We start from the raw sequence: 21,894 nt of genomic DNA, 5'->3' as shown, positions 1-21,894 counted from the left end.
GGGAATGCAGTCCAACTCAAGCTAGTCATTCGGCTCGGATACTCTGTTTGAACAGCTCTCGTCTGCTGTATTGAGCAGCTAATCACGTTAATACCGTTCAGCTCGACAGTAGAGCGATTTCGACACCGACCGCTCCCTGCTTCGGACAGATAAAGCCCTTTCACTGATTAATGGAGTAATCGTCGCACACGTGCACCGAACGGACAGTGAGCATCTGTACTCCTTCGATGATGACTTTGACACCGTCAGAGAGCACGTGTTTCGACACCGCGGACGATCTTCCGGAGTATAGAATCGAGTTGGTCGACTCCCCGTTTCATCACAGCTAAATCCGTTACTGCTGCGGTTGTACAATCCACTTCGCAACTACCAAATAGCCGCTTGTCTAATCTCGAAACGATATAAATATGGCGAGACCCGAGGTTCTGGATCGAATCAAGGAAGCCGAGGTTGATGCCGACGAGATCGTCGCCGAAGCGGAAGACGACCGCGACGAGATCATTGCGGAGGCTCACGAACGTGCTGACGAGATTCGCTCGGAAGCCAATCAGGACGCAGATGCGTTGGCCGAGGAACGTCTCAGTGAAGCCCGCTCGGAGATCGAGGCAGAACGCCAATCGATCCTCGAACAGGGCGAAGCAGAACGTGACAATCTCGAAACGCACGCAAACGAGCGCGAGGACGAGGTGATCGAGGAGATCCTCGCGACGTTCGAGGAGACCGTCAATGCTGAGACCTGAGCGAATGAGCCGGGTGTCGGTGACCGGCTCCAGACAAGTCATGAATGAGGTGATCGAGACCATCCACGACATGAACCTGCTGCACGTCACCGACTACGACGGTGGGTGGGATGGTTTCGATCCTGGTGACCCGATCGAAGGGGCAGACGAGGCAGCGGAGAAACTCGTCACTGTCCGCTCGTTGCAGAGCATCCTCGGTATTGACGACGAGGATGCGGGTCCCAACCGTATTGTTACCGAGGACGCACTCGACAGCGAACTCGAAACAGTCAGACAAACAGTCAACGAACTCGATGACCGTCGGAACGAACTGAACGACGAACTCCGTCAGGTCAACGAACGCATCGACGCGATGGTTCCGTTCGCCACGCTCGGAATTGATCTCGACCTACTGTCGGGATACGATTCGATCTCCGTCGCGGTTGGAGATGGTGATGCGGTCGCAGTCGATAATGCGTTGGCAGGTTCAGACGCAAGCGCCTACGAAGTGTTCGAAGAGGATGAAGTCGTCGCCGCGTTCGCCCGCACCGACGACATCGAAGATGTGCTCGTTAGCGCGGACTTTGCGCTCCACGAGATTCCCGACGCGGATGGAAGTCCCGAAGACTACATCGAGGAACTGAAACACGACCGCCAACGGCTCGAATCGAAGCTCAGAACGGTCGAAGATGAGCTCGAAGAGCAACGGTTGGAATACGGTGCGTTCCTCCTCGCAGCCGAAGAGAAGCTCACGATTGAGGTCCAGCAGCAAGAAGCGCCGCTTTCGTTTGCGACGACCAAGAATGCGTTCGTCTCAGAGGGATGGATCCCAACAGAACACTTCGCTGATCTCGTTGAGGGACTCTATGACGTGGTCGGCGACCACGTCGAAGTCGACGAACTCGAACGTGCGTCTTACGACGGGGAGGGACACCTCGTCGACCGCGAGGATGTTGGTGGCACACACGGCGGACCCGACCCGGCCGCCGCCACTACCGATGGTGGCGAAGAGGTCGTCTCCGACGGTGGCGTCGACCAGTCGATGAGTCACAGCAGTCCTCCCGTTGTGCAAGACAATCCTGACCCGGTCGAACCGTTCGAATCCCTCGTCAAGATCATCAACCGGCCAAAATACTCTGAGCTTGACCCAACGTTCATTGTATTCCTGTCGTTCCCCGCGCTGTTTGGGTTCATGATCGGCGATCTCGGGTACGGTGTGCTGTATGCCGCGATTGGCTACTACATCTTCACGAAGTTTGACGGGGTCGCAAAGAGCCTTGGTGGGATTGCACTGTGGTCAGGTGGCTTCACGATGCTGTTCGGTATTCTCTACGGTGAGATCTTCGGACTGCATATCCTTGGAGAAGTCCTCTGGCATGGCCATCCGCCACTGCATAAAGGGCTGCAACCTGCAGAAGCCGAGTACGCCCAGCTATGGCTCGTCGTGAGTCTGCTGATCGGGATGGCGCACATGACCATCGGATACGTGTTCGACTTCTACGAGAATCTCTCACACGGAGTTGGTGACGCGATTTTGGAAAGCGGCTCGTGGCTGATGATGATGTTCGGCCTGTGGGCGTGGATCTTCGCCAACACGCCGCCCTTCGGTGTTGCACCTGATTTCCTCGTCGGATCGAACTCGGTGTTCAACGCTCATCCGGTGGCGATCGGCTTCACGGGACTCCCAGCGATGGTTGGCTATCTCGGCCTCATTTCATTCTTCGTTGGACTGGTCCTGATCGCCCAAGCTGATGTCGCAGAGTTCGTGGAGGCAGTCTTCCTGCAAGTGTTCGCAAACGTCCTCTCGTACACGCGGATCGCCGCAGTGTTGCTCGCTAAGGCGGGAATGGCGTTTGTGGTCAACCTCCTCGTCTTTGGAGCGTATGTACACCATGGAGAGTATCACTTCATCTTCTTCAGCAAGAAGAGCCTCGCAGACATTCCGCCAAACGAAGTGATGTTTGCCGGACTCGTCAACGGCTCTGGCCCAGTTGATCTCCTCATTGGTTCAGTTGCAGGGTTGATCATCCTCGTCATTGGTCACCTGCTCGTGCTGGTGCTCGGTATCACGAGTGCTGGTCTACAGACCCTCCGTCTCGAATACGTGGAGTTCTTCCAGAAGTTCTACGAGGGAGGCGGTGAGAAATATCAACCCTTCGGATATGCGCGCCAGTTCACGACTGACGACTAACCACGCTCTGTAGTCGTCACATCCAGATTTATTCACAGAGCGTCATTGTATTTTGTAATCGCTTTCGGAAATCGCCAAGAAGACGTGTCACTTGTTTCCGTATTTGGTATATATTCGCATGATCACGATGAAATTGCTTTGGGAAGTTTTATGAACGCAGTATAGCTACGACTAACCGTTCGGATACAAGTGAACCCTACGGAGAATCCACTAACACCATGATGGAACTTGAATTTATGACAGCGTTTCTTAGCGTCGTTGCACTGCAAGCACAAGAATCTGTTTCCGCAATCCCGCCAAAGACTGGCGCGGCTATCGCTGTTGGACTCGCCGCACTCGGCTCAGGCATTGCAGAGCGGAGTATCGGTGCGGCTGCCGTCGGTGCCACCGCTGAGGACAGCGACATGTTCGGTCGTGGGCTGATCTTGACCGTTCTTCCGGAGACGCTAGTCATTCTTGCACTGGTTGTCGTCTTCGTTGTCCAATAGAGCCGATTCTGACTCCCCCTATCACCCATTATGAGCCTTGATACGGTTGTAGAGGACATACGAGACGAAGCCCGCGCGCGCGCAAATGATACACGCGAGGACGCCGAGAAGCAGGCCCGATCGATCATTTCAGAGGCCGAAACGGACGCAGACGAGATAGTCGAAGAGCGCAAGCGCGAGGTCGAACGACAGATCGAACAGGAACGAGAACAGCGACTTTCGAGCGCCAAACTTGAGGCAAAACAAGAGCGCCTCGAAGCGCGCCGTGATATCCTCGAAGACGTTCGGGAGTCGGTCGAAGAACGGATTGTATCGATTGAAGAAAATCGTGCTGAACTCACGCGCGCACTGCTCGACGACGCCGCCGAGGAGTTCGATACTGATGAGGAGGAAATACAGGTGTACGGTCGTGCCGACGATGCAGAACTCATCAAATCGATCCTCGCTGGAGACGATGGGACTGGTGTCGGAAACGAGTACGACGAGTTCACCTACGCCGGCGAGTACGACTGTCTCGGTGGTGTGGTCGTTGAGACTGAGAACTCGCGGATTCGTGTGAACAACACGTTCGATTCGGTGTTTGAGGATGTCTGGGAAGACTCCCTGCGTGAGGTGAGTGAGAGGCTATTCGAAGAATGAGCGTTACGTATGACACGGCGAACTACGGGTACGTCACAGCGCGAGTCCGCTCGCGCAGAGCAGTCCTCTTCGACGAGGACGACTACCGGAAGCTTGTTCGCATGGGTCCCGGAGAGATCGCCCGGTTCATGGAAGAGACCGAGTACGAAACTGAGATGAATGCGCTCGGATCGCGTTACAGAGGCGTCAATCTCATCGAGTACGCGCTCAACCGCAACTTGGCGAAGCACTTCAACGATCTGCTTCACTTTTCCGAGGGCAGTCTGTACGATTACCTCGCGCGTTATCTGCGGAAATTCGACGCGTGGAACGTTAAAACGATCATTCGGGGAATCTACGCTGACTCCGATCAGCAGACGATCGAAGATGATCTCATTCCTGCCGGCGCATTCTCTGAGCGCCAGTTAGACCGTCTTGTCGGGGCAGACTCCATCTCAATGGTCGTCGAACAGCTCGAGGGCACCCTGTTCGGACCGTCGCTGGCAACAGCACTAGACGACTACGAGAACACGGGTGTGCTCGTTCCCCTCGAAAACGCCATCGATCGCGCGTTCTACTCTGACATGCTCGAAGGGTTACCGGAGGAGACGGATCGCGCAACTGGGCTGTATATTCAAGTGTTGCGCGCCGAGATCGACTTCCGAAACATCCGGAACGCGCTTCGACTAGCGCGGAGCGGTGCGGACATCGACCCCGGCACGTACTACATTTCAGGTGGTCGATTGTTCAAGGAGTCCGAGCTGCGACAGCTCGTTGGCAACATGGATCAACTCACGGAGTACGTCCGACAGAGTCCATACGGAGGCGATCTTGATTCGGCGCTAAGTGAACTCGAATCAGCAGACAGCCTCATCGAATTCGAGCGCGCACTAGAGCGTGCCCTCGTCGAATACGCGGACACGCTCTCGAATCGCTATCCCCTCTCGGTCTGTCCCGTGATCGCGTACATCCGCGCGAAAGAACGCGAAGTAGACAACATTCGTGCGATCGCACGCGGCAAAGAGGCAGGACTGACAGGCGACGAGATAGAAGACGAACTGGTGATCGTATGAGTCAGCGCCAGAACGATACTCAAAGACAAAGTCGTGAAATCGGCGTCATCGGGAGCCAGGAGTTTACGACTGGCTTTCGACTGGCCGGTGTGCGACGGTTTGAGAACGTCCCTGACGATCAAAAGTCCGAGGAACTCGACGACGCAGTCGAAACCATGCTGAACGACGACGACGTCGGTATCGTCGTGATGCACGATGACGACCTCTCGCATCTGTCCAGACAGGTGCGCCAAGCCGCAGAAACAAGCGTTGAGCCCGTTCTCGTCACACTGGGTGGCGGAGCCGGGAGCGGCGGACTGCGAGATCAGATCAAGCGAGCCATCGGTATCGATCTAATGGACGAAGAATAACTGAATTTGGACGCTTCAGACAACACAGATACGAGCCGACTCCAATCCGGTCCAAATCAGAGCAAACGAACCAAATCCAAATCCAATTCAAACCAATCCAAATCATGAGTCAGGCAACACAGGAAGCGACCGTCAGCGAAGACGGCATTATCGAGAGCGTGAGTGGTCCGGTTGTGACCGCTACGGACCTCGACGCCCGGATGAACGACGTTGTGTACGTCGGTGAGGAAGGGCTGATGGGTGAGGTCATCGAAATCGAAGGCAATCAAACGACGATTCAGGTGTACGAGGAAACCTCGGCTGTCGCTCCCGGCGAGCCGGTCGAGAACACCGGAGAACCGCTGTCTGTCGACCTCGGTCCGGGAATGCTCGACTCCATCTACGATGGTGTCCAGCGCCCGCTCGACGTCCTCGAATCGAAGATGGGAGCGTTCCTCGACCGAGGTGTCGACGCTCCTGGTATCGACCTCGAGAAGACGTGGGAGTTCTATCCCAGAGTCGAGGTCGGTGATGAAGTCGAACCCGGCGATGTTATCGGAGCCGTCGATGAGACGGTTAGTATCGAGCACCGAGTGCTCGTCCCACCGCACTACGAAGGCGGTGAGGTCGAGTCTATCGAAGGTGGTGCGTTCACCGTCGAAGAGACTGTCGCAACGCTCTCTTCCGGCGAAGAGATCTCGATGCGCCAAGAGTGGCCGGTGCGCGAACCGCGACCAACCACCGACAAACAGACGCCTCGGATTCCGCTCGTGTCGGGACAGCGCATTCTCGATGGACTGTTCCCCCTCGCAAAGGGCGGAACCGCAGCGATTCCGGGCCCGTTCGGTTCGGGGAAGACGGTTACACAGCAGTCGCTTGCAAAGTTCGCAGACGCCGACATCGTCGTCTACGTCGGTTGTGGTGAGCGCGGAAACGAGATGACCGAGGTCATTGAGGACTTCCCGGAACTACCGGACCCTCAAAGTGGAAACCCGCTGATGGCACGAACGTGTCTCATCGCAAACACCTCGAACATGCCCGTCGCGGCGCGTGAATCGTGCGTGTACACGGGAATCACTATCGCGGAGTACTACCGCGACATGGGCTACGACGTGGCTCTGATGGCTGACTCCACCTCGCGGTGGGCAGAAGCCATGCGGGAGATCAGTTCGCGTCTCGAAGAGATGCCCGGTGAGGAAGGCTACCCTGCGTATCTCGCAGCTCGGCTGTCGGCGTTCTACGAGCGCGCAGGATACTTCGAGAACATCAACGGAACTGAAGGGTCGATCTCGGTTATCGGTGCTGTATCGCCACCGGGCGGTGACTTCTCCGAGCCAGTGACCCAGAACACGCTGCGCATCGTCAAGACGTTCTGGGCGCTCGACTCCGATCTGTCCGAACGTCGCCACTTCCCTGCGATCAACTGGAACGAGTCGTACTCGCTGTATCGCGGACAGCTCGATTCGTGGTTCGAGGATGAGGTTGCCGACGATTGGCCAGAGACGCGCCAGTGGGCGATCGATACGCTCGATGAGGAAGCCGAACTTCAGGAGATCGTTCAGCTCGTCGGTAAGGACGCTCTCCCAGAAGATCAGCGCCTCACACTCGAAGTGGCCCGATACCTTCGGGAAGCGTGGCTCCAGCAGAACGCGTTCCACGATGTTGATCGCTACTGCCCGCCTGAGAAGACGTATCTGATCCTCACGGCTATCCAGACCCTCAACGATGAGGCGTTCGAGGCACTCAACGCTGGTGTTCCGGTCGAGGAGATCACGTCGATCGACGCAGCTCCACGTTTGAACCGAATCGCAACCACTCCGGACGATGAGGCGAAGGACTTCGTCAACGACCTCGCAGAGGAGATCAAGGCCCAACTTCGGGAGAAATACTAATGAAAGAATACCAAACCATCACGGAGATCAGCGGTCCGCTGGTCTTTGTCGAGACGGACGAACCGATCGGATACGACGAGATCGTCGAGATCGAGACACCGGCCGGTGAAACCCGCCGTGGACAGGTACTCGAAGCATCGAGCGGATACGTTGCTATTCAGGTGTTCGAAGGCACTGAAGGCATCGACCGCGACTCTTCGGTCCGTTTCCTCGGTGAAACGCTCAAGATGCCTGTCACGGAGGATCTTCTCGGTCGCGTTCTCGACGGCTCTGGACGACCAATCGACGGCGGTCCGGATATTGTTCCGGATGCTCGCCACGATATTGTCGGTGCCGCGATCAACCCCACTGCGCGGGAGTATCCCGAAGAGTTCATTCAGACGGGTGTTTCCACGATCGACGGCATGAACACGCTCGTTCGCGGACAGAAACTGCCGATTTTCTCCGCATCGGGTCTGCCACACAACGATCTCGCACTCCAGATTGCCCGACAGGCAACTGTTCCTGAGGAATCTGCCGACGCCGATGAGGAAGGCGACGAGGAGGGCTCTGAATTCGCAGTGCTGTTCGGTGCAATGGGTATCACTGCCGAGGAAGCAAACGAGTTCATGGACGACTTCGAGCGCACCGGCGCGCTTGAGCGGTCCGTGGTCTTCATGAATCTCGCCGACGACCCGGCAGTCGAGCGGACGATCACGCCCCGGCTGGTGTTGACGACAGCAGAGTATCTCGCATTCGAGAAGGGATACCACGTGCTCGTTATCCTGACGGATATGACCAACTACTGTGAGGCGCTGCGCGAGATCGGCGCGGCCCGTGAGGAGGTCCCCGGACGCCGTGGATACCCCGGTTACATGTACACTGACCTCGCACAGCTCTACGAGCGTGCCGGTCGTATCGAAGGACGCGAGGGATCGGTGACTCAGATTCCGATTCTGACGATGCCAGGTGACGACGACACCCACCCGATCCCCGACCTGACGGGCTACATCACGGAGGGACAGATCTACGTCGACCGTGACCTCAACTCTCAGGGCGTCCGTCCACCGATCAACGTATCTCCAAGTCTCTCACGGCTGATGGACGACGGGATCGGCGAGGGACTCACGCGTGAGGACCACGCTGACGTCTCCGCACAGCTCTATGCTGGCTACGCACAGGGGAAAGACCTGCGCGACCTCGTGAACATTGTCGGTCGTGAGGCGCTCTCCGAGCGTGATAACCAGTATCTCGACTTCGCTGACCGCTTCGAAAGCGAGTTCGTCGATCAGGGCTTCACCACCGATCGTAACGTGGAAGAGACCCTCGACATCGGGTGGGACCTCCTCTCGATGTTCCCGAAACAGGAACTCAACCGCATCGACGAAGACCTCATCGAAGAGTACTACACCGGCGAAGAAGAGCAGACAGAGGAAACCGTCGAAGCGAGCGCGGACTGATCTGAAATCGATTACTCTGTAATTTCGTCTCTCTATTTTAAACGTTTCTTCAGAAATAGCTTTGAGTAGCTGACGTGAACAGTGTGGCATGAATTGGTCACGCGATTGGGAGCTTGGCGTCCGGATGGCGGTGACGCTTGGATTACTCGCTGTCGTCACTTGTGTGCTCATCGGCGCACTGTTCGGAGGATTGACCGTGACCGCCCGGGAACTGGGTTCTGGTGTATTTCCATCCACCGCGATCGAAGAAATCGGAATCGGTGCGACGGTCGTCGTTCTCTCGATCATCGTGTACACAGCGTTCTCGGGAGACCCTCTCGTGCTTCGTGGGTGCAATGCTCAGTCAGTGACGAGCGCCGAGAATTCGGCAGTACAGCAGACTGTCGAGCGATTATCCCAGCAGGCTGCTCTTCCAGTACCCTCCGTCGTTGTTGCAGATACGCCCGTTCCGAACTCGTATACGAGTGGGCTATCGCCACAGCAAGCGACGGTCGTCGTCACGACCGGACTGTTGGAGAAACTCGACCCGGAGGAACTCCGAACAGTACTCGCCCACGAATTGGCCCACGTGAAACACCGTGACGCAGCGGTGATGACTGTCGCGTCAGTGCCACTGGTGATTGCACGAACACTCTATAAATGGGTGGACGATCGATGGGATTGGCGGTATGGAAACGACTACGATTTGTTGGTGATACCGTGCGCTCTATGCTTGGTGGTTTCCGGCGCGTTCTGGCTGGTTGGTCGTCTCCTATTCCGCCTACTGTCGCGCTATCGCGAACTGGCAGCCGATCGGGGTGCTATCGCACTCACTGGTTCGCCAGCAGCGTTGGCGAGTGCCTTAGAAACAATCAGTACACAGCACGAGTCACTCCCTCGTGAGGACCTTCGATCGGCAGACGGATCGATCGAGGCGTTCGCGGTCGTTCCAGTCGAAACCGAGACAGTAGATAAACCGCTCCAACTCGGTCCGAACGGAGATCAATTTCGCACCTATGATCGGCACATATATCTATTTCAACAGAAGATAGCCCCTTTCCTCACGACCCATCCATCCATCGAACGACGACGAGAGCAGCTCCAAGACATCGATACGGAGATATAGCGCCCATCTGCAGTGAGTCGAACAGGTTGTCGTCGTTCACCCAATCACAGTTGTTCGAGTTCCGCTCGTCGAACGGCGTATCGATCTCGTGTGGCGTTTCGACGCAGTCGTTGTAGGCTGCTTTCGCCGCTTCGATCGTGGGAGATTTTGTATGTATCCCGATCCACTCGCGGAGTTCCGCCATTGTCGTGGTGACGAGGTATCGATGACGAATGATCCAAACGGGACGACCAACGCACTGAGGAGCATCACTGCTTACTGGTTGTCCTATCTTCATTACTGATAATCATCAGTAGGCTCACACGTCAGTGAACTGTTGAAGCGAGTTGTGTCTGCTTATCGCTGGTGAATATCGTCGCATAGATTCGGACATATGAATCTCTCTATCTATATCGACCATCTATTTGAAATATCTCTTCATAAACAATTATACTGTGGTGATGTGAACAGTGTGGTATGAATTGGTCACGGGATTGGGAGCTTGGCGTCCGGATGGCAGTCACACTCGGGTTGCTCGCTATCGTCACTTGTGTGCTCGTCGTCGCGCTGTTCGGGACAGTACTGCTTGCGGTCACTTGGATAATTGTTGTATTCGAGATGAATCCGGTTCCTCCCAGCGTCAGCAGAGAAATTGCGGGTGTAATGACCTGTATCATCATCGGAGTGATCATCTACGTGGAGTTCTCCGGTCAGACTCCTGTGCTTCGTGGACTCGATACCCAATCAGTCGACCGCATGGAGACGGAACATTCGGAACTGTTAGACCGGACTGTCGAGCGACTGGCTCAGCAGGCTGATCTTCCAGTACCCTCCGTCGTTGTTGCAGATACCCCGGTTCCAAACTCGTATACGAGTGGGCTATTGTCCCAGCAAGCGACGATCGTCGTTACGACCGGACTGTTGGAGAAACTCGACCCGGAGGAACTCCGAGCAGTACTCGCCCACGAATTGGCCCACGTGAAACACCGTGACGCCGCAGTGATGACGGTCGCGTCGGTGCCATTGCAGATCGCACAGAGCATTCACGAATGGACAGACGATCAGAGGAACACAAAGAGAAAATCCACTTCGTCGGAGAATAATAATGGATCGACGTTCATGCTCAACGTGTGCTACATGATTTCCGGCGCGTTCTGGCTGGTTGGTCGTCTCCTGTTCCACCTACTGTCGCGCTACCGCGAACTGGCGGCCGATCGGGGTGCTATCGCACTCACTGGTTCGCCAGCAGCGTTGGCGAGTGCCTTGGAAACAATCAGCGCACAGCACCAGTCGCTCCCTCGTGAAGATCTTCGGTCAGCAGACGGATCGATTCAGGCATTCGCGGTCGTTCCGGTCGAAACCGAGCCACTGGAAGAACCGATTCGACTTGGTCCGAACGGTGACCAAATTCCTACCCACAACCAGTACGAATATTTGATTCAAAAGAAGATGGCCCCTTTCCTTGCCACTCACCCATCCGTCGAACGACGACGAGAGCAGCTCCAAGACATCGAGACGGAGCTGTAGAACCCAGCTGCAGTGAGTCGAACTGTGCCGTTGGTTACTTGATCACAGTTGTTCGAGTTCTGCTCGCTGTTCGTCACTCCACTCATAGAACGGCGTATCGATCTCGTGCAGCGTTTCGACGCAGTCGTTGTAGGCTGCTTTCGCCGTTTCATTCTCGGGATGATCTGGGTGTGCTTCGATCCACTCGCGGAGTTCCGCCATCGTTCGTGGAGAATAGGTGTCGATCGTACCGTGATCCCTGATGAGGTCGAGTTTTCGTTCCTCGTCGGTGAGCGTTCGATAGAGCGCCCAGCCTGCGACGCCCCAGAGAAGAACGATCGCCCCGAGCATGACGACCCACGCGCTGAGTGGGACGGCTGTCCCCGTCGTTTGTAGTAACGATAGCATCGTCAGTCACCTCCAAGCGTCTGGCTGGCTCCACGCTGTCGCGTTGCGCTCATAATCACCAAACTGGCGACGAGGATGATTCCAACGAGCACAACGCCCCCAGCGGTTTCGATCGGCTGCTGACCGATATTCGAAACCACGAAATAAACCATGATGGCGAGCATGATCGGTGGAATGAGATACTGGACGATCAAACTCCACCACCGTCCCACGTAGATGTCGGAGTTTCGATTGAGTTCGGTCAGTCGCACCCACTCGGGGGTCAACAGCCATCCGGGTCCCATCTTCCAGCCGACTACGACGATGATTGCAAGCGTCGCAACGGGCAGTCCCCAATTTCCAAACATGAAATCCATCAGCCCGAGGAATTCGGCGGAGTAGGCGCTCGGGAGACCGAGTAACCAGATGGCAAGCGAGACACCGAGCACCGATTGCTTGCGCGAGAGGCGCGTTTCCTCCTGCACTGTCGTCACACCAACTTCAGTGATCGCAAGTCCCGAGGTGAACGCAGCGAAAAAGAACCCGAGGAAGAACAGAATCGCCCAGATGGGACCACCGGCCATTTTCGGGAACACTTGAACGAGCGTGATGAACGTGAGGTTCGACCCCGCAGCCGGTTCCAATCCGAACGCAAACACAGCCGGAAACACCGCAAAGAGTGCTAGCAAGCCAATACTCGTGTTTCCAACAGCTGTGAATAGTCCGCCACCGAGCGCCACGTCGTCGTGCTTGCGGAGATAGCTCCCGTAGGTGACTGCGATTCCCCAGCCGAGGCCGGTCGAGAACAGTGCTTGGCCGAGCGCAGTAATCCACGTCGAGGGCCGGGTAACGGAGTTCCAGTCTGGCGTGAACAGAAATGCTAATCCAGCTGTCGCACCGGACAGCGTTAGACTCCGGATCGCAACAGCGAGCAACGCAATGACCAAGGCCGGAAACATCCACTTCACGGTGCGTTCGATACCATCACGAATCCCGAACAGCAACACGCCTCCGATGAGTGCAACCGCGAGTGTGTGCGTCCCAAGCGTCAACACGGGTGAAGCTGCGAACGCAGTCCAGAGCTGCTGGGCGGCAAATCCTGGCTGAAAGAAGGTGCCGAGCAACGAATGCCCAATGTAGTAGAGAATCCAGCCGACGACCGGAGCGTAGTAGGACATCAACGCGATGTTGACAATGAGGACAACGAGTCCGAAGCCCTCCCATCGACCCTCACCGAGTATCGAGCGAAAGCTCCCGATCACCCCTCGACCAGTGTACCGACCGAGCATGGTTTCGGCCATCAATCCGGGCACAGCAATGAGATACAACAGGAAGAGATAGACCAGCAAGAACCCCCCACCGCCGTTTTCTCCTGTGATATACGGCAATCGCCAGATGTTCCCCGATCCGACCATTGCGCCGACCATTGCCATGAGGAAACCAAAGCGAGTCCCCCACTCTTCTCTGGCAGTTCGTGCCTCGTCATCTGTCATGAGACACGGTATAACACACCACTTGCAAAGTAGTAACGGTGGACCCAACGCGCGTTTACGATTCGTGTTCTTCCGTTCGTTTGAAGAGGAACTTCATATCTCCCGCGAACACTGCTTCATCGTCTTGATTTCGCACGTCAGCGTCGATGACGACGAGCCCAGCATCGTCTCGACTGTTCAGCTCGCGCTTTTCGGTCACTTCGAACGTCGCGGTGAGCGTATCACCGATAAACAGCGGGTTTGGAATATCCATGTAGTTCATTCCAAGGAAGGCGATGACGGTTCGCTCGACGAAGCCGCTGCGCTGGACGAGACCAGTGGCGATGATAAACGTCATCGGACCGTGAGCGATACGCTCGCCGTACGGGCCGTCGCGGGCGTACTCCTTGTTCGTGTGTAGTTCGGTCCAATCTCCAGTGAGCATCGAGTGTACCACGAAGTCGGTCTCGGTTACCGTCCGACCAGCGCTCTCGAACGTCTTTCCCACTTCCATGTCCTCGAAATAATGCGGCTCGTAGCTGTACGGCATGGCCTTACATCAAATCTCGAATGTAAGTATGTATCGACCGAGAGTTTTTCTGAACCAAAGAATGAAAATAACCCGTCTCCAGCAGGTATCAGCACAGCTCACGAGAGCCGACGGGCCAATTTAGCGTCACTCGATGCGGTAGTATCTCCCGGAGTTTGGTTCAGCCAGGGAATTCGTGATAACTCAACTCCTGTTGTTTCATTTCGGTGCGGCGTCGTTCGAGGAACGAGTAGACCGAGCCGTGAGGTGACCCATCGAGAATCATCTCCGCGGCGCGGCGAACAGCCGACACTTCGTTCGGTCGGCCGATGATCCCCAGCGTCGAGCCGTAAATGACGACCGATGCACCGGTAAGTTCTTCCATCAACTCGCGTGTGCGACCGTTCTCACCGATGAGTCGGCCTTTCTGTCGACGGAGATCGTTCTTGTTGCGCGCGGCGGCGTCGATATCCACAATCTCGAGCATCATCACGTCGTTGTCGAGCAACCGTAGAGCGTCGTCGGGTCGAAATCCACGTCCAATAGCTTTGACAATCTCTGGACCTTTCAACCCGAGAATTGGATCGCCAACGGTTTCGACAGCGACCGACCCAGTCTCAGAATCGATGTCGAGTCGGACTTCAGCCTTCGACTCGATCTCCCGCATCGTTTCGCCTCCCTCACCGACGAGCACGCCGATGCGGTCCTGCGGAATCGTCACGTGCTGCATACCACTACTAAAACAGGACCACCTTTCAAGCCTTCGCCATCGTGTGGGTAGATAACTAGGCTATTTTTGTTTCAAAGCGTGCGCCACGACTGACCAGATCTGGTTCTATTCGAACCGGCCAATCAGAGTACTGTCTGTGTGGCCTCTCCGTGTATGTGCTTTGGTGTCATTTTCATGATTGATGATGTCTATCATCACTCTCCAAGCGGCGTTGTGCTACTGTTTGGGTTTCACATTTCCGAGCACATAATCGAGTAGTTCTGTGGTCGTCACGTCTACCCCTTGTTGTGAGAAAAAGCGCGCGACGTTTCGGCAGTCGCGTTCGAGGAATTCGCGGCTGTTTGGGTGATGGACGGTCACTGCCTGTCCGAGATCAATCACGTATAACTGTCCATCGTGGACGACGATGTTGTACTCGCTCAGATCACCGTGGACGAGCCCAGCGTCGTAGAGTCGACGGGTGTACTCCCGGACAACCTCGAATGCTGTCTCCGGATTTTCGATCTCCACTTCGATGAGTCGCCGCGCACGACCCTGCTCGTCACCGACGTACTCCATTACGAGAACGTTACGCTCGGTCGTGATCGGTTCGGGGACGTTCACTCCTGCTTCCTGTGCGCGCTGAAGGTTGGCGAACTCCTTTCTAACCCATGCGAGAACGACTTTGCTCTTATCACTCCCAATTCCCGAAAAGCGAGGATCGCCGTCGAGATACGCTCGCATGTGTTGGAAATCGCTCGCATTGATGCGATAGATCTTGACGGCGACCGTATCCTCCGCCCCGAGCGCGGAGTACACCGACGCCTCTTTTCCCGTCGAGACCGGCCCACCGAACGCCTCGATGTATCCATCCTGAACGAGTTTGTAGATCGCCGCGAACGTCGCATCGTCGAATACCGATTCTTCGACCTTGAACTGATCTGCGTCCTTGATGCGCTTGCGGAATGAGAGGAATTCGCGGTCCTGCTTGCGAGCAATGCGATCGGCAGCCGTGTCCTCGACATCGATTTCTTTCCACTCATCGCCCGGCTCATCACTCGCGTCCATGTCGAGCAAACCGTACTCCTCGGTCATGGGTCACCCTCCGCCGTTGTGAGTGCTGCTCTTGCTTGTGCTGTGTCTGAGCCGCTCCTTCTCAGTGAATCTCCTCGCGCTGCTTGTGGTCTAAACACAACGCGCTGTTGATGCTCGAACGCACAGCGATTGGCAGCCTTATAGCTAGATTGCGTTCTTGTCTGAGTCCTTTCAACAGAATAGACGCTATCGGTCGTGGTTTCGAGCCGTTGAGTGGGATGAGCGGCGTACTCCGCGATTGGCGTTTCGGTTCGGACTCGTCTGTCGGTAGCGACCGATGTCCCGGTCCGTCTCGACACCGCACCGAAACAATCGTGTGTGGCGTTTTTGCTCGTGCTACTGGTTCTGGCGATATCTACCCCAGTGAGCCAGTCGTATTGGGAGAAGAGAATGGCTCTCCGGGTGTTGGTTGTGGACATGCTAACCGCTTTGAATATGTCCCTCCCGCCGCAACTGATCAGCGTCCTGTTTGCTGTAGCGCCATGCTATGTCTGCCTTTTCGTCCTGCCAATCCCACGGCTCGACGAGAACGACATCGTCCTCCCGGATCCAGATTCGTTTTTGCATTCGCCCTGGGATACGTGCTGTTCGCTCTTTCCCGTCCATGCATCGTACACTCACCCGATTCGCTCCGAGCATGTTCGTCACGATTGCAAACACTTCGTCATCGTCGGGCATTCGCAAACTTTTGCGGCTCCCACTGTCGCTCATACCCCGTTGTTCGACTGGCGGACGGTTAAGTGTCTCCCATCGACCGGACGACGGTTGTACTGCCGATGGTTCTCTGTGCGAACCACACTATCTGTGAGAACTGCACAACAGTCCTATAGATTATTTCCTTGACGTTTAAAATATCTGTCTGGAAGTGCCTCAGACACAGCAGGGAGCAGTATTCTTGATGAATGAGTAGATGACTCGCTCCCTATCGTGTTATTACAAAAATACACTGTAGCTATATTTTCATATCATATAATATACAATCTATCCCAGTTGTTTTATCACAGGTGATATTGTACAATCACCATGTCCGAATACGAGACTATTCGCGTCGAGTACGACGGTTCGATTGCGCACATCACGCTCGACAGTCCCAGTCGCTTCAACTCGCTTACGATGTCGATGGCGGACGAGCTATTGACTGTCATTACTGATCTGAGCGACGATCCGTCTGTGCGGTGTCTCACACTGACGGGCAACAGTGAGGCATTCTGTTCTGGTGCAGATCTCACTGCTTTCGACGGAGACGCAAGTGATGCTCCACGCTTGCGCCGCCTCGCATCCACGCTTCACGACAGCGTGATCCAACTCCATCAGGCCGAAACGCCGATTGTAACCGGTATTAACGCTGTCGCTGCGGGTGCTGGTGTCGGAGTAGCGCTTTCCGGTGATCTCGTCGTGATGAACGAGGACGCATCCATCGAGTTCGCGTATCCTCGCATTGGACTCACGGGCGATGGTGGTGCGACGTTCCTCCTTCCACGGCTCGTCGGTCTCCGTCGTGCAAAGGAAATTGCGCTGCTTGATGAACCAATCGGCGCTGATCACGCGGTGAGTCTCGGTCTCGTCACCGAAAGCGTCCCTGCCGACGAGTTCGAACAGCACCTTCACGATGTTGCCCAGCGACTCGCAGACGGTCCAACGGTAGCGCTGAGTGCAACAAAGCGCCTGCTCACCGAGAGCTTTGACCGTGACCTTGCACAGCAACTTGCAGACGAAACGAACACCATTGCACAAGCTGCCCAAACTGAAGATTACCAGCGTGGCTACGAAGCGTTCTTCGGAGACGACGATCCGGAATTTGTTGGTCGGTAGCGCTACCCGTTTGCGCTGAGATGCTTTCTCTGGCTAGCACAACGATCATGAGTTGATCGCGTCTCTGCGGAACACATGGAACTCCGGGAACTGGAGACTGACGAGGAGTACCAGCGAGCGATCCCAATCATCCAGCAGTTGTGGACCGATGCCGATGCGTCGTTTATCCGATCGTGGGCCGAGGAAGACGGCTATCGGCTGTTCGGGCTACACGTGGACGGAACGCTCGTCGGAGTCGTCGGAATCTCAATTCAGCGAGTCCTTCATCATACGAGACACGTGTGGGTCCACGACCTCGTCATCGATGAAGCACATCGCTCGAACGGATACGGGACGCAACTCCTCTCGTTCGTTGCGGAGTGGGCGCGAGAGCACGACTGTGAGTACGTCGCGTTGGCTGGACGACTTGGGAACGAAGAAGCCCGTCAGTTCTACGAATCGAACGGAATGGTTCGGTGGGGTCACGTGTTCGAAACAGAGATCGAGACTCACTGAACTATCACGAAAATATCTGCGCTGGCTCTGTGCTGCAGTTCCTCTCATGGTTCATACTTCGAGACCGAGGTAGCCGACCGCCGCATGGGCGACGGTATCGATGAGTGATTGCTCGATTTGTGCAATCCGTTTGGTTATGTTACTGTGTTTGAGCGTAACAACGGCCCACGGCGCGGCCTGACTTTCTGCCTCTCGTTTGAGTGTCCCGTCTGTCAAATGACCCCTGATTGGGAATGCCTCGTCGTAGTTTGACGTGGTGATGCCAATAGCGATGTATTGCATGCCCACAAACGGATGATGGTCGTCACTGACGATTAGATACGGGCGTCGGGGTGTCCGGCCGAACGGGTCGTCAGCGACCACCACCGCACCCCGCGGATGGGTCATTCGTCAGTGTCCCCCGACTCCTCGGTAATGTCCGGCAGATCATCTGCCCAATCAGGATTTCGGTCGTAATAATCGCCCGCAAACTGTTCGCGCACCGCATCGAGGCTATGCAATACCCCGGCGTACACTCCAAGGCGGTCTTCAGGCGCGATTGCCCAATATTCACCTTTGTGACGCACCAATCCGTTGTCTTCGAGGCGAGCAAGCGTTGGACTGACCGATCCGCGCTTGACGCCGGTTGCCTCGTGAAGCTCGCTCGGAGTGAAGCCAGTGTCGGGATGCTCTGCGAGGAACGAGAGTATCTCATACGCGTTTGTCCCCGTACGAAGACTGAGATTTGTCCCTTCGGCTGGATACGTGTCGAACTTGATCGGCATCCTATACCATTCAATTGTATCTGATTGTATTTAAAATCATGTCTCCCTATCCGAAATCGGCAATGACGCAACGGGAACGTGAGAAGAACGTCTCACTGCGTTCATCTCGGTAGGAAGTGGATAGATGGCTCATTTGTATCAATTCACGAATCAGACGGAATGGTTCGTTGGGGATACGTGTTCGAAACAGGGGTGTAGGAACAGTCAGATCCCGGTTCCTCCGCTCTGGCGTTCTCGAACACGGACTGCATTTGAGGCGCGGAGTGCGCTTTTATGTAGTGCTACGGAACGCGACGGTATGTTGTAATATTCCGAATAGAATGGGTGGTTCTATCATATTGTGGCACGATATCGGCACATGTCTATTTTCAATCTACGTTTCTGTCCGCGATGTGGAACAGAGTTGACGCTGGATCAGTTCGATGGGAAAGAACGCGTGTCCCACCTGCACAGTTCATATCTTCCATGTTCCCTGTCCGTGTGCCGGTGTTGCCGTACGGAAGGAAGCGACTGTCCTCCTGATCCAGCGTGCATCCCCACCGTATCAGGGGACATGGGCCCTTCCCGGTGGCGTGATCGAATATGGCGAATCTCCCGACGAAGCTGCCACAAGAGAACTGAGAGAAGAATTAAACCTAACAGTCTCTCCAACCGATCTGACCCTCACCTCCACTCGCGGGTGGAACGACGAGGTAGATGATCCGTATGATGTCTCTACGGTTCGCGTCTGCTTTGGCGTCTCACGAGTCCAGACGACAGGGGAACCGAAAGCCGGGGCAGACGTACAAGCGGTCCGGTTCTGGTCCCCCGAAGAAATCGAAGCCGAGTTACAACCGGGTGAGTTGACGCAGATTCAACAAGCGATGCAGCAGGTTGAACACTAACTCATGGCATATCTAAGCATCAATTATCGAGTATTATATTTCTGGAGACGCTTTCCGCAGTTCTACAGAAGAGTGTGGGAATGAGCCATCGTCGAATCCGGTACGATAGACACCGGTTACACAATCAATTTAATCATCTGGGTACCGAGATGTTGGTATGCGAATCGCACTGTGCGGCGGAACCGGTGATATCGGCGAAGGACTTGCGCTGCGGTGGGCACGCGACTCCCCACACGAGGTCATCATCGGTTCACGTGATCCCGAACGGGCCCGTACGAAGGCCGCAGAATACGAGGAGGAATTAGCAAGCCGTGGCGTTGAGGTCTCTATCAATGGCTTTGCAAACGAGATGGCCGCTGACCGTGCGGACGTGGTCGTTCTCTCCGTTCCAGCGTATCATCTCGCGGACACCATCGAGGCAATTGCTGACCGCATCGATTCGGATACCACGCTGGTTTCGCCCGCCGTTGGGATGAAGCGTGACGACGCAGGCTTTCACTACAACCGTCCATCGGGTGGAAGTGTCGTCGAACTCGCTGCAAACGCCGCTCCCGATGACGTCCCTGTTATCGGTGCGTTCCACAATCTCGCTGCGGGGACGCTCGCAAACCTCGACGTGACGTTCGAGTTGGACACAATCGTCCTCGGTGACGATGCGGATGCGAAAGGGATCGTCATGTCTCTCGCAGCAGATATCGACGGACTGCGTGCACTCGATGGCGGCGGTATCGCCAACGCTGCTGAAGTCGAGGGAATTACGCCGTTGCTCATCAACATCGCGATGAACAACGAGGAACTGCACGACCTCGGTGTGGTGTTTCGGTAGTTAGTCGTCTGCGATGGCGACTGATGAGACATCACTTGCGAGCAAACGATCGAACGCATCGACCATTGCGACGACGCTTGCGCGGGTGATGTCGGCATCACTCGCTGTGACAGTGACTGACTGATCACTGCGTGATACCACGACCTCGACGGTGACGAGCGCATCAGTCCCTCCGGTGATGGCATCGACGCGGTAGGACTCAAGCGTCGCATCGATGGCGAGTGCTTCGCGGACAGCACTCACGGCCGCATCGACAGGACCGCTTCCAACACCGCTCGCAACGCGCTCTTCTCCGTCGACAGCAAGCCGGGCGCTCGCAGTTGGCGTTGCGCCACCGCTGGCCGCAGTGAGATCGAGCAGCTCAACGCGTCGGTCGCGTTCGCGGTCTTGTACGTCCTCGGCGATTGTGAGGAGGTCAGCGTCAGTGACCCGCTTTCCTCGATCACCGATGGCTTTCACCTGCTCGACGATTGCGCCTAACTCTTCGTCGGTCACATCCACGCCGTGTTCGTCGAGTGCAGCTCGGACGCCAGCCCGTCCGGCGTGTTTTCCGAGCACGAGCCGCCGCTCTCGACCAACCGTCTCGGGTGGATACGGTTCGTACATCGCGTCGTCCTTGAGGGTGCCGTCGGTGTGAATCCCCGACTCGTGGGTGAATGCGTTCTCACCGACGACGGCCTTGTTCGGCGCGAGCGAGATCCCGGTTCCAGTTGCGACCGTCTGAGCGAGGTCGTAGAGCTTGGTCGTATCGAGTGTTTCCACGCTGTAGCCGTGATCGAGCGCGATGGCGATCTCCTCTAACGCGGCGTTGCCCGCACGTTCGCCGATACCGTTGACAGTAGCGTGAACGAGGTCGGCTCCGGCAACGATGCTCACCAGTGCGTTCGTCACTGCGAGCCCGAGATCGTCGTGGGTGTGCGTACTCGTCGGCCCGAGCGCTGTGAGTCGAGAGACGACCTCCATCGTTCGATCGGGCGTTGCGTGGCCAACGGTGTCACAGTAACAGACACGGTCAGCTCCGGCATCAAGTGCGCTTTCCATCAACCGCTCGAGGAACTGCAGTTCCGATCGAGATCCGTCTTCACCGAGGACCTCGACCCAGAGCCCGTGGTCGTTTGCGTACTCCGTGAGATCGACGGTCTTTTCGATCACTGAATCGCGGGTCGTCCCGACTTTCTGCTCAATGTGGCGGTCACTCGCCGGGACGACGAGGTTGATGCCATCAACGCCGCAATCGAGCGCGAGGTCGATGTCACGCTGGACGCCACGAGCAAAGCTCGTCACCGTTGCGTCGAGGTCGAGATCTGCGACGCGAGCGATGGTTTCGCGCTCACCCGCGCCTGTGCAGGCACTACCAGCTTCGATAACGCTGACGCCAGCACTATCGAGTTTTGTTGCTATCTCGGCCTTCTCCGCTGGAGTAAGCGAAATCCCTGGCGCTTGCTCGCCGTCACGGAGTGTTGTATCGAGAAACTGTACGTCAGAACAGGAGAGAGGGGTTGATTCGGGGGGGCCCCCGAATAAATCGGTCACCGGTCATGATTACCATCTATGGCTGCGGCGCGGAAGTATATAATACAGA

At 56.1% G+C, this 21,894-nt stretch carries 25 protein-coding genes; 14 read left to right on the top strand and 11 right to left on the bottom strand.

Annotation, left to right across the window (positions count from 1 at the left end):
* Window positions 1-407 precede the first annotated feature (407 nt).
* The 9 genes from ahaH (at window position 408) to MW898_RS15440 (ending at window position 9,854) form a co-directional block, all read left to right on the top strand.
* On the top strand, window positions 408-740 hold the full coding sequence (gene ahaH, locus MW898_RS15480) for an ATP synthase archaeal subunit H (protein WP_248908666.1): 333 nt from the start codon (window positions 408-410) through the stop codon (window positions 738-740).
* On the top strand, window positions 727-2,910 hold the full coding sequence (locus MW898_RS15475; protein WP_248908665.1) for a V-type ATP synthase subunit I: 2,184 nt from the start codon (window positions 727-729) through the stop codon (window positions 2,908-2,910). The genes ahaH and MW898_RS15475 overlap by 14 nt, the downstream gene beginning before the upstream one ends.
* Window positions 2,911-3,146: 236 nt before the next feature.
* Window positions 3,147-3,398 carry an ATP synthase subunit C-like protein gene (locus MW898_RS15470; RefSeq protein WP_248909784.1) on the top strand — a complete coding sequence of 84 codons (252 nt, stop codon included), beginning with the start codon at window positions 3,147-3,149 and terminating at the stop codon, window positions 3,396-3,398.
* Window positions 3,399-3,428: 30 nt separating this feature from the next.
* Complete coding sequence (locus MW898_RS15465; protein ID WP_248908664.1) at window positions 3,429-4,037, top strand: V-type ATP synthase subunit E; 609 nt, start codon at window positions 3,429-3,431, stop codon at window positions 4,035-4,037.
* A complete protein-coding gene (locus tag MW898_RS15460; RefSeq protein WP_248908663.1) occupies window positions 4,034-5,089 on the top strand; it encodes a V-type ATP synthase subunit C in 1,056 nt (351 codons plus the stop codon). The genes MW898_RS15465 and MW898_RS15460 overlap by 4 nt, the downstream gene beginning before the upstream one ends.
* Window positions 5,086-5,439: a V-type ATP synthase subunit F gene (locus MW898_RS15455; RefSeq protein ID WP_248908662.1), complete on the top strand. Its 354-nt coding sequence runs from the start codon at window positions 5,086-5,088 to the stop codon at window positions 5,437-5,439. Before MW898_RS15460 ends, MW898_RS15455 begins: the two co-directional genes overlap by 4 nt.
* Before the next feature lie 104 nt (window positions 5,440-5,543).
* Complete coding sequence (locus tag MW898_RS15450) at window positions 5,544-7,310, top strand: ATP synthase subunit A (protein ID WP_248908661.1); 1,767 nt, start codon at window positions 5,544-5,546, stop codon at window positions 7,308-7,310.
* The gene (locus MW898_RS15445; RefSeq protein ID WP_248908660.1) at window positions 7,310-8,749 is read left to right on the top strand and encodes an ATP synthase subunit B; all 1,440 of its coding nucleotides are present in this window, start codon (window positions 7,310-7,312) and stop codon (window positions 8,747-8,749) included. Before MW898_RS15450 ends, MW898_RS15445 begins: the two co-directional genes overlap by 1 nt.
* A gap of 88 nt (window positions 8,750-8,837) precedes the next feature.
* Window positions 8,838-9,854 (top strand): M48 family metalloprotease, encoded by a 1,017-nt coding sequence (locus MW898_RS15440; RefSeq protein ID WP_248908659.1) that lies wholly within the window; start codon window positions 8,838-8,840, stop codon window positions 9,852-9,854.
* Here MW898_RS15440 and MW898_RS15435 read toward each other — a convergent pair.
* Entirely contained in the window at window positions 9,790-10,131 is a 342-nt protein-coding gene (locus tag MW898_RS15435) for a hypothetical protein (RefSeq protein ID WP_248908658.1), read from the bottom strand. The genes MW898_RS15440 and MW898_RS15435 overlap by 65 nt on opposite strands.
* A 179-nt stretch (window positions 10,132-10,310) precedes the next feature.
* Here MW898_RS15435 and MW898_RS15430 point away from each other — a divergent pair, with 179 nt between their 5' ends.
* A complete protein-coding gene (locus MW898_RS15430) occupies window positions 10,311-11,360 on the top strand; it encodes a M48 family metalloprotease (protein ID WP_248908657.1) in 1,050 nt (349 codons plus the stop codon).
* A 42-nt stretch (window positions 11,361-11,402) separates the two neighbouring features.
* On the opposite strand, the gene MW898_RS15425 is transcribed toward MW898_RS15430, so the two are convergent.
* The 7 genes from MW898_RS15425 to eif1A form a co-directional block, all read right to left on the bottom strand.
* Complete coding sequence (locus MW898_RS15425; protein ID WP_248908656.1) at window positions 11,403-11,747, bottom strand: DUF8026 family protein; 345 nt, start codon at window positions 11,745-11,747, stop codon at window positions 11,403-11,405.
* 2 nt (window positions 11,748-11,749) lie between these two features.
* Window positions 11,750-13,219: a sodium-dependent transporter gene (locus MW898_RS15420; protein WP_248908655.1), complete on the bottom strand. Its 1,470-nt coding sequence runs from the start codon at window positions 13,217-13,219 to the stop codon at window positions 11,750-11,752.
* Between the two features lie 55 nt (window positions 13,220-13,274).
* Window positions 13,275-13,748 carry a MaoC/PaaZ C-terminal domain-containing protein gene (locus MW898_RS15415; protein ID WP_248908654.1) on the bottom strand — a complete coding sequence of 158 codons (474 nt, stop codon included), beginning with the start codon at window positions 13,746-13,748 and terminating at the stop codon, window positions 13,275-13,277.
* Window positions 13,749-13,908: 160 nt separating this feature from the next.
* Window positions 13,909-14,457: a KH domain-containing protein gene (locus MW898_RS15410; RefSeq protein WP_248908653.1), complete on the bottom strand. Its 549-nt coding sequence runs from the start codon at window positions 14,455-14,457 to the stop codon at window positions 13,909-13,911.
* A 216-nt stretch (window positions 14,458-14,673) separates the two neighbouring features.
* Window positions 14,674-15,531, bottom strand: a complete 858-nt coding sequence (gene rio1, locus MW898_RS15405; protein WP_248908652.1) for a serine/threonine-protein kinase Rio1 — start codon at window positions 15,529-15,531, stop codon at window positions 14,674-14,676.
* Window positions 15,528-15,950 (bottom strand): hypothetical protein, encoded by a 423-nt coding sequence (locus MW898_RS15400; RefSeq protein WP_248908651.1) that lies wholly within the window; start codon window positions 15,948-15,950, stop codon window positions 15,528-15,530. Before MW898_RS15400 ends, rio1 begins: the two co-directional genes overlap by 4 nt.
* Before the next feature lies 1 nt (window position 15,951).
* Window positions 15,952-16,242 (bottom strand): translation initiation factor eIF-1A, encoded by a 291-nt coding sequence (gene eif1A, locus MW898_RS15395; RefSeq protein WP_248908650.1) that lies wholly within the window; start codon window positions 16,240-16,242, stop codon window positions 15,952-15,954.
* A gap of 312 nt (window positions 16,243-16,554) precedes the next feature.
* Here eif1A and MW898_RS15390 point away from each other — a divergent pair, with 312 nt between their 5' ends.
* Together MW898_RS15390 and MW898_RS15385 are read left to right on the top strand one after the other, a co-directional pair.
* Window positions 16,555-17,343 (top strand): enoyl-CoA hydratase/isomerase family protein, encoded by a 789-nt coding sequence (locus tag MW898_RS15390; RefSeq protein WP_248908649.1) that lies wholly within the window; start codon window positions 16,555-16,557, stop codon window positions 17,341-17,343.
* 75 nt (window positions 17,344-17,418) lie between these two features.
* Complete coding sequence (locus MW898_RS15385) at window positions 17,419-17,838, top strand: GNAT family N-acetyltransferase (protein WP_248908648.1); 420 nt, start codon at window positions 17,419-17,421, stop codon at window positions 17,836-17,838.
* Between the two features lie 51 nt (window positions 17,839-17,889).
* On the opposite strand, the gene MW898_RS15380 is transcribed toward MW898_RS15385, so the two are convergent.
* Window positions 17,890-18,225, bottom strand: coding sequence for a type II toxin-antitoxin system PemK/MazF family toxin (locus tag MW898_RS15380; protein ID WP_248908647.1), 336 nt, complete (start codon window positions 18,223-18,225; stop codon window positions 17,890-17,892).
* Window positions 18,222-18,602, bottom strand: coding sequence for a MarR family transcriptional regulator (locus tag MW898_RS15375; protein ID WP_248908646.1), 381 nt, complete (start codon window positions 18,600-18,602; stop codon window positions 18,222-18,224). Before MW898_RS15375 ends, MW898_RS15380 begins: the two co-directional genes overlap by 4 nt.
* A 422-nt stretch (window positions 18,603-19,024) precedes the next feature.
* Between MW898_RS15375 and MW898_RS15370 the strand changes: the two genes are divergently transcribed.
* Window positions 19,025-19,486: an NUDIX domain-containing protein gene (locus MW898_RS15370; RefSeq protein ID WP_248908645.1), complete on the top strand. Its 462-nt coding sequence runs from the start codon at window positions 19,025-19,027 to the stop codon at window positions 19,484-19,486.
* A gap of 157 nt (window positions 19,487-19,643) precedes the next feature.
* Window positions 19,644-20,312 carry an NADPH-dependent F420 reductase gene (gene npdG / locus MW898_RS15365; protein ID WP_248908644.1) on the top strand — a complete coding sequence of 223 codons (669 nt, stop codon included), beginning with the start codon at window positions 19,644-19,646 and terminating at the stop codon, window positions 20,310-20,312.
* Here npdG and MW898_RS15360 read toward each other — a convergent pair whose 3' ends face one another.
* Window positions 20,313-21,845 (bottom strand): (R)-citramalate synthase, encoded by a 1,533-nt coding sequence (locus tag MW898_RS15360; protein ID WP_248908643.1) that lies wholly within the window; start codon window positions 21,843-21,845, stop codon window positions 20,313-20,315.
* Window positions 21,846-21,894: the final 49 nt, after the last annotated feature.

Origin of the sequence: Halocatena marina, from assembly GCF_023276375.1 — an archaeon.
GTDB lineage: Archaea > Halobacteriota > Halobacteria > Halobacteriales > Haloarculaceae > Halocatena > Halocatena marina.
The sequence above is the reverse complement of the archived record's forward strand: the minus strand, read 5'-3'. Positions and strand labels throughout refer to the sequence as shown.

Excerpts from the sequence above, each read along its gene's own strand:
- ahaH (WP_248908666.1), top strand. The coding sequence starts at position 408 with ATGGCGAGACCCGAGGTTCTGGATCGAATCAAGGAAGCCGAGGTTGAT.
- MW898_RS15475 (WP_248908665.1), top strand. The coding sequence starts at position 727 with ATGCTGAGACCTGAGCGAATGAGCCGGGTGTCGGTGACCGGCTCCAGA.
- MW898_RS15470 (WP_248909784.1), top strand. The coding sequence starts at position 3,147 with ATGACAGCGTTTCTTAGCGTCGTTGCACTGCAAGCACAAGAATCTGTT.
- MW898_RS15465 (WP_248908664.1), top strand. The coding sequence starts at position 3,429 with ATGAGCCTTGATACGGTTGTAGAGGACATACGAGACGAAGCCCGCGCG.
- MW898_RS15460 (WP_248908663.1), top strand. The coding sequence starts at position 4,034 with ATGAGCGTTACGTATGACACGGCGAACTACGGGTACGTCACAGCGCGA.
- MW898_RS15455 (WP_248908662.1), top strand. The coding sequence starts at position 5,086 with ATGAGTCAGCGCCAGAACGATACTCAAAGACAAAGTCGTGAAATCGGC.
- MW898_RS15450 (WP_248908661.1), top strand. The coding sequence starts at position 5,544 with ATGAGTCAGGCAACACAGGAAGCGACCGTCAGCGAAGACGGCATTATC.
- MW898_RS15445 (WP_248908660.1), top strand. The coding sequence starts at position 7,310 with ATGAAAGAATACCAAACCATCACGGAGATCAGCGGTCCGCTGGTCTTT.
- MW898_RS15440 (WP_248908659.1), top strand. The coding sequence starts at position 8,838 with ATGAATTGGTCACGCGATTGGGAGCTTGGCGTCCGGATGGCGGTGACG.
- MW898_RS15435 (WP_248908658.1), bottom strand. The coding sequence starts at position 10,131 with ATGAAGATAGGACAACCAGTAAGCAGTGATGCTCCTCAGTGCGTTGGT.
- MW898_RS15430 (WP_248908657.1), top strand. The coding sequence starts at position 10,311 with ATGAATTGGTCACGGGATTGGGAGCTTGGCGTCCGGATGGCAGTCACA.
- MW898_RS15425 (WP_248908656.1), bottom strand. The coding sequence starts at position 11,747 with ATGCTATCGTTACTACAAACGACGGGGACAGCCGTCCCACTCAGCGCG.
- MW898_RS15420 (WP_248908655.1), bottom strand. The coding sequence starts at position 13,219 with ATGACAGATGACGAGGCACGAACTGCCAGAGAAGAGTGGGGGACTCGC.
- MW898_RS15415 (WP_248908654.1), bottom strand. The coding sequence starts at position 13,748 with ATGCCGTACAGCTACGAGCCGCATTATTTCGAGGACATGGAAGTGGGA.
- MW898_RS15410 (WP_248908653.1), bottom strand. The coding sequence starts at position 14,457 with ATGCAGCACGTGACGATTCCGCAGGACCGCATCGGCGTGCTCGTCGGT.
- rio1 (WP_248908652.1), bottom strand. The coding sequence starts at position 15,531 with ATGACCGAGGAGTACGGTTTGCTCGACATGGACGCGAGTGATGAGCCG.
- MW898_RS15400 (WP_248908651.1), bottom strand. The coding sequence starts at position 15,950 with ATGTCCACAACCAACACCCGGAGAGCCATTCTCTTCTCCCAATACGAC.
- eif1A (WP_248908650.1), bottom strand. The coding sequence starts at position 16,242 with ATGAGCGACAGTGGGAGCCGCAAAAGTTTGCGAATGCCCGACGATGAC.
- MW898_RS15390 (WP_248908649.1), top strand. The coding sequence starts at position 16,555 with ATGTCCGAATACGAGACTATTCGCGTCGAGTACGACGGTTCGATTGCG.
- MW898_RS15385 (WP_248908648.1), top strand. The coding sequence starts at position 17,419 with ATGGAACTCCGGGAACTGGAGACTGACGAGGAGTACCAGCGAGCGATC.
- MW898_RS15380 (WP_248908647.1), bottom strand. The coding sequence starts at position 18,225 with ATGACCCATCCGCGGGGTGCGGTGGTGGTCGCTGACGACCCGTTCGGC.
- MW898_RS15375 (WP_248908646.1), bottom strand. The coding sequence starts at position 18,602 with ATGCCGATCAAGTTCGACACGTATCCAGCCGAAGGGACAAATCTCAGT.
- MW898_RS15370 (WP_248908645.1), top strand. The coding sequence starts at position 19,025 with ATGGGAAAGAACGCGTGTCCCACCTGCACAGTTCATATCTTCCATGTT.
- npdG (WP_248908644.1), top strand. The coding sequence starts at position 19,644 with ATGCGAATCGCACTGTGCGGCGGAACCGGTGATATCGGCGAAGGACTT.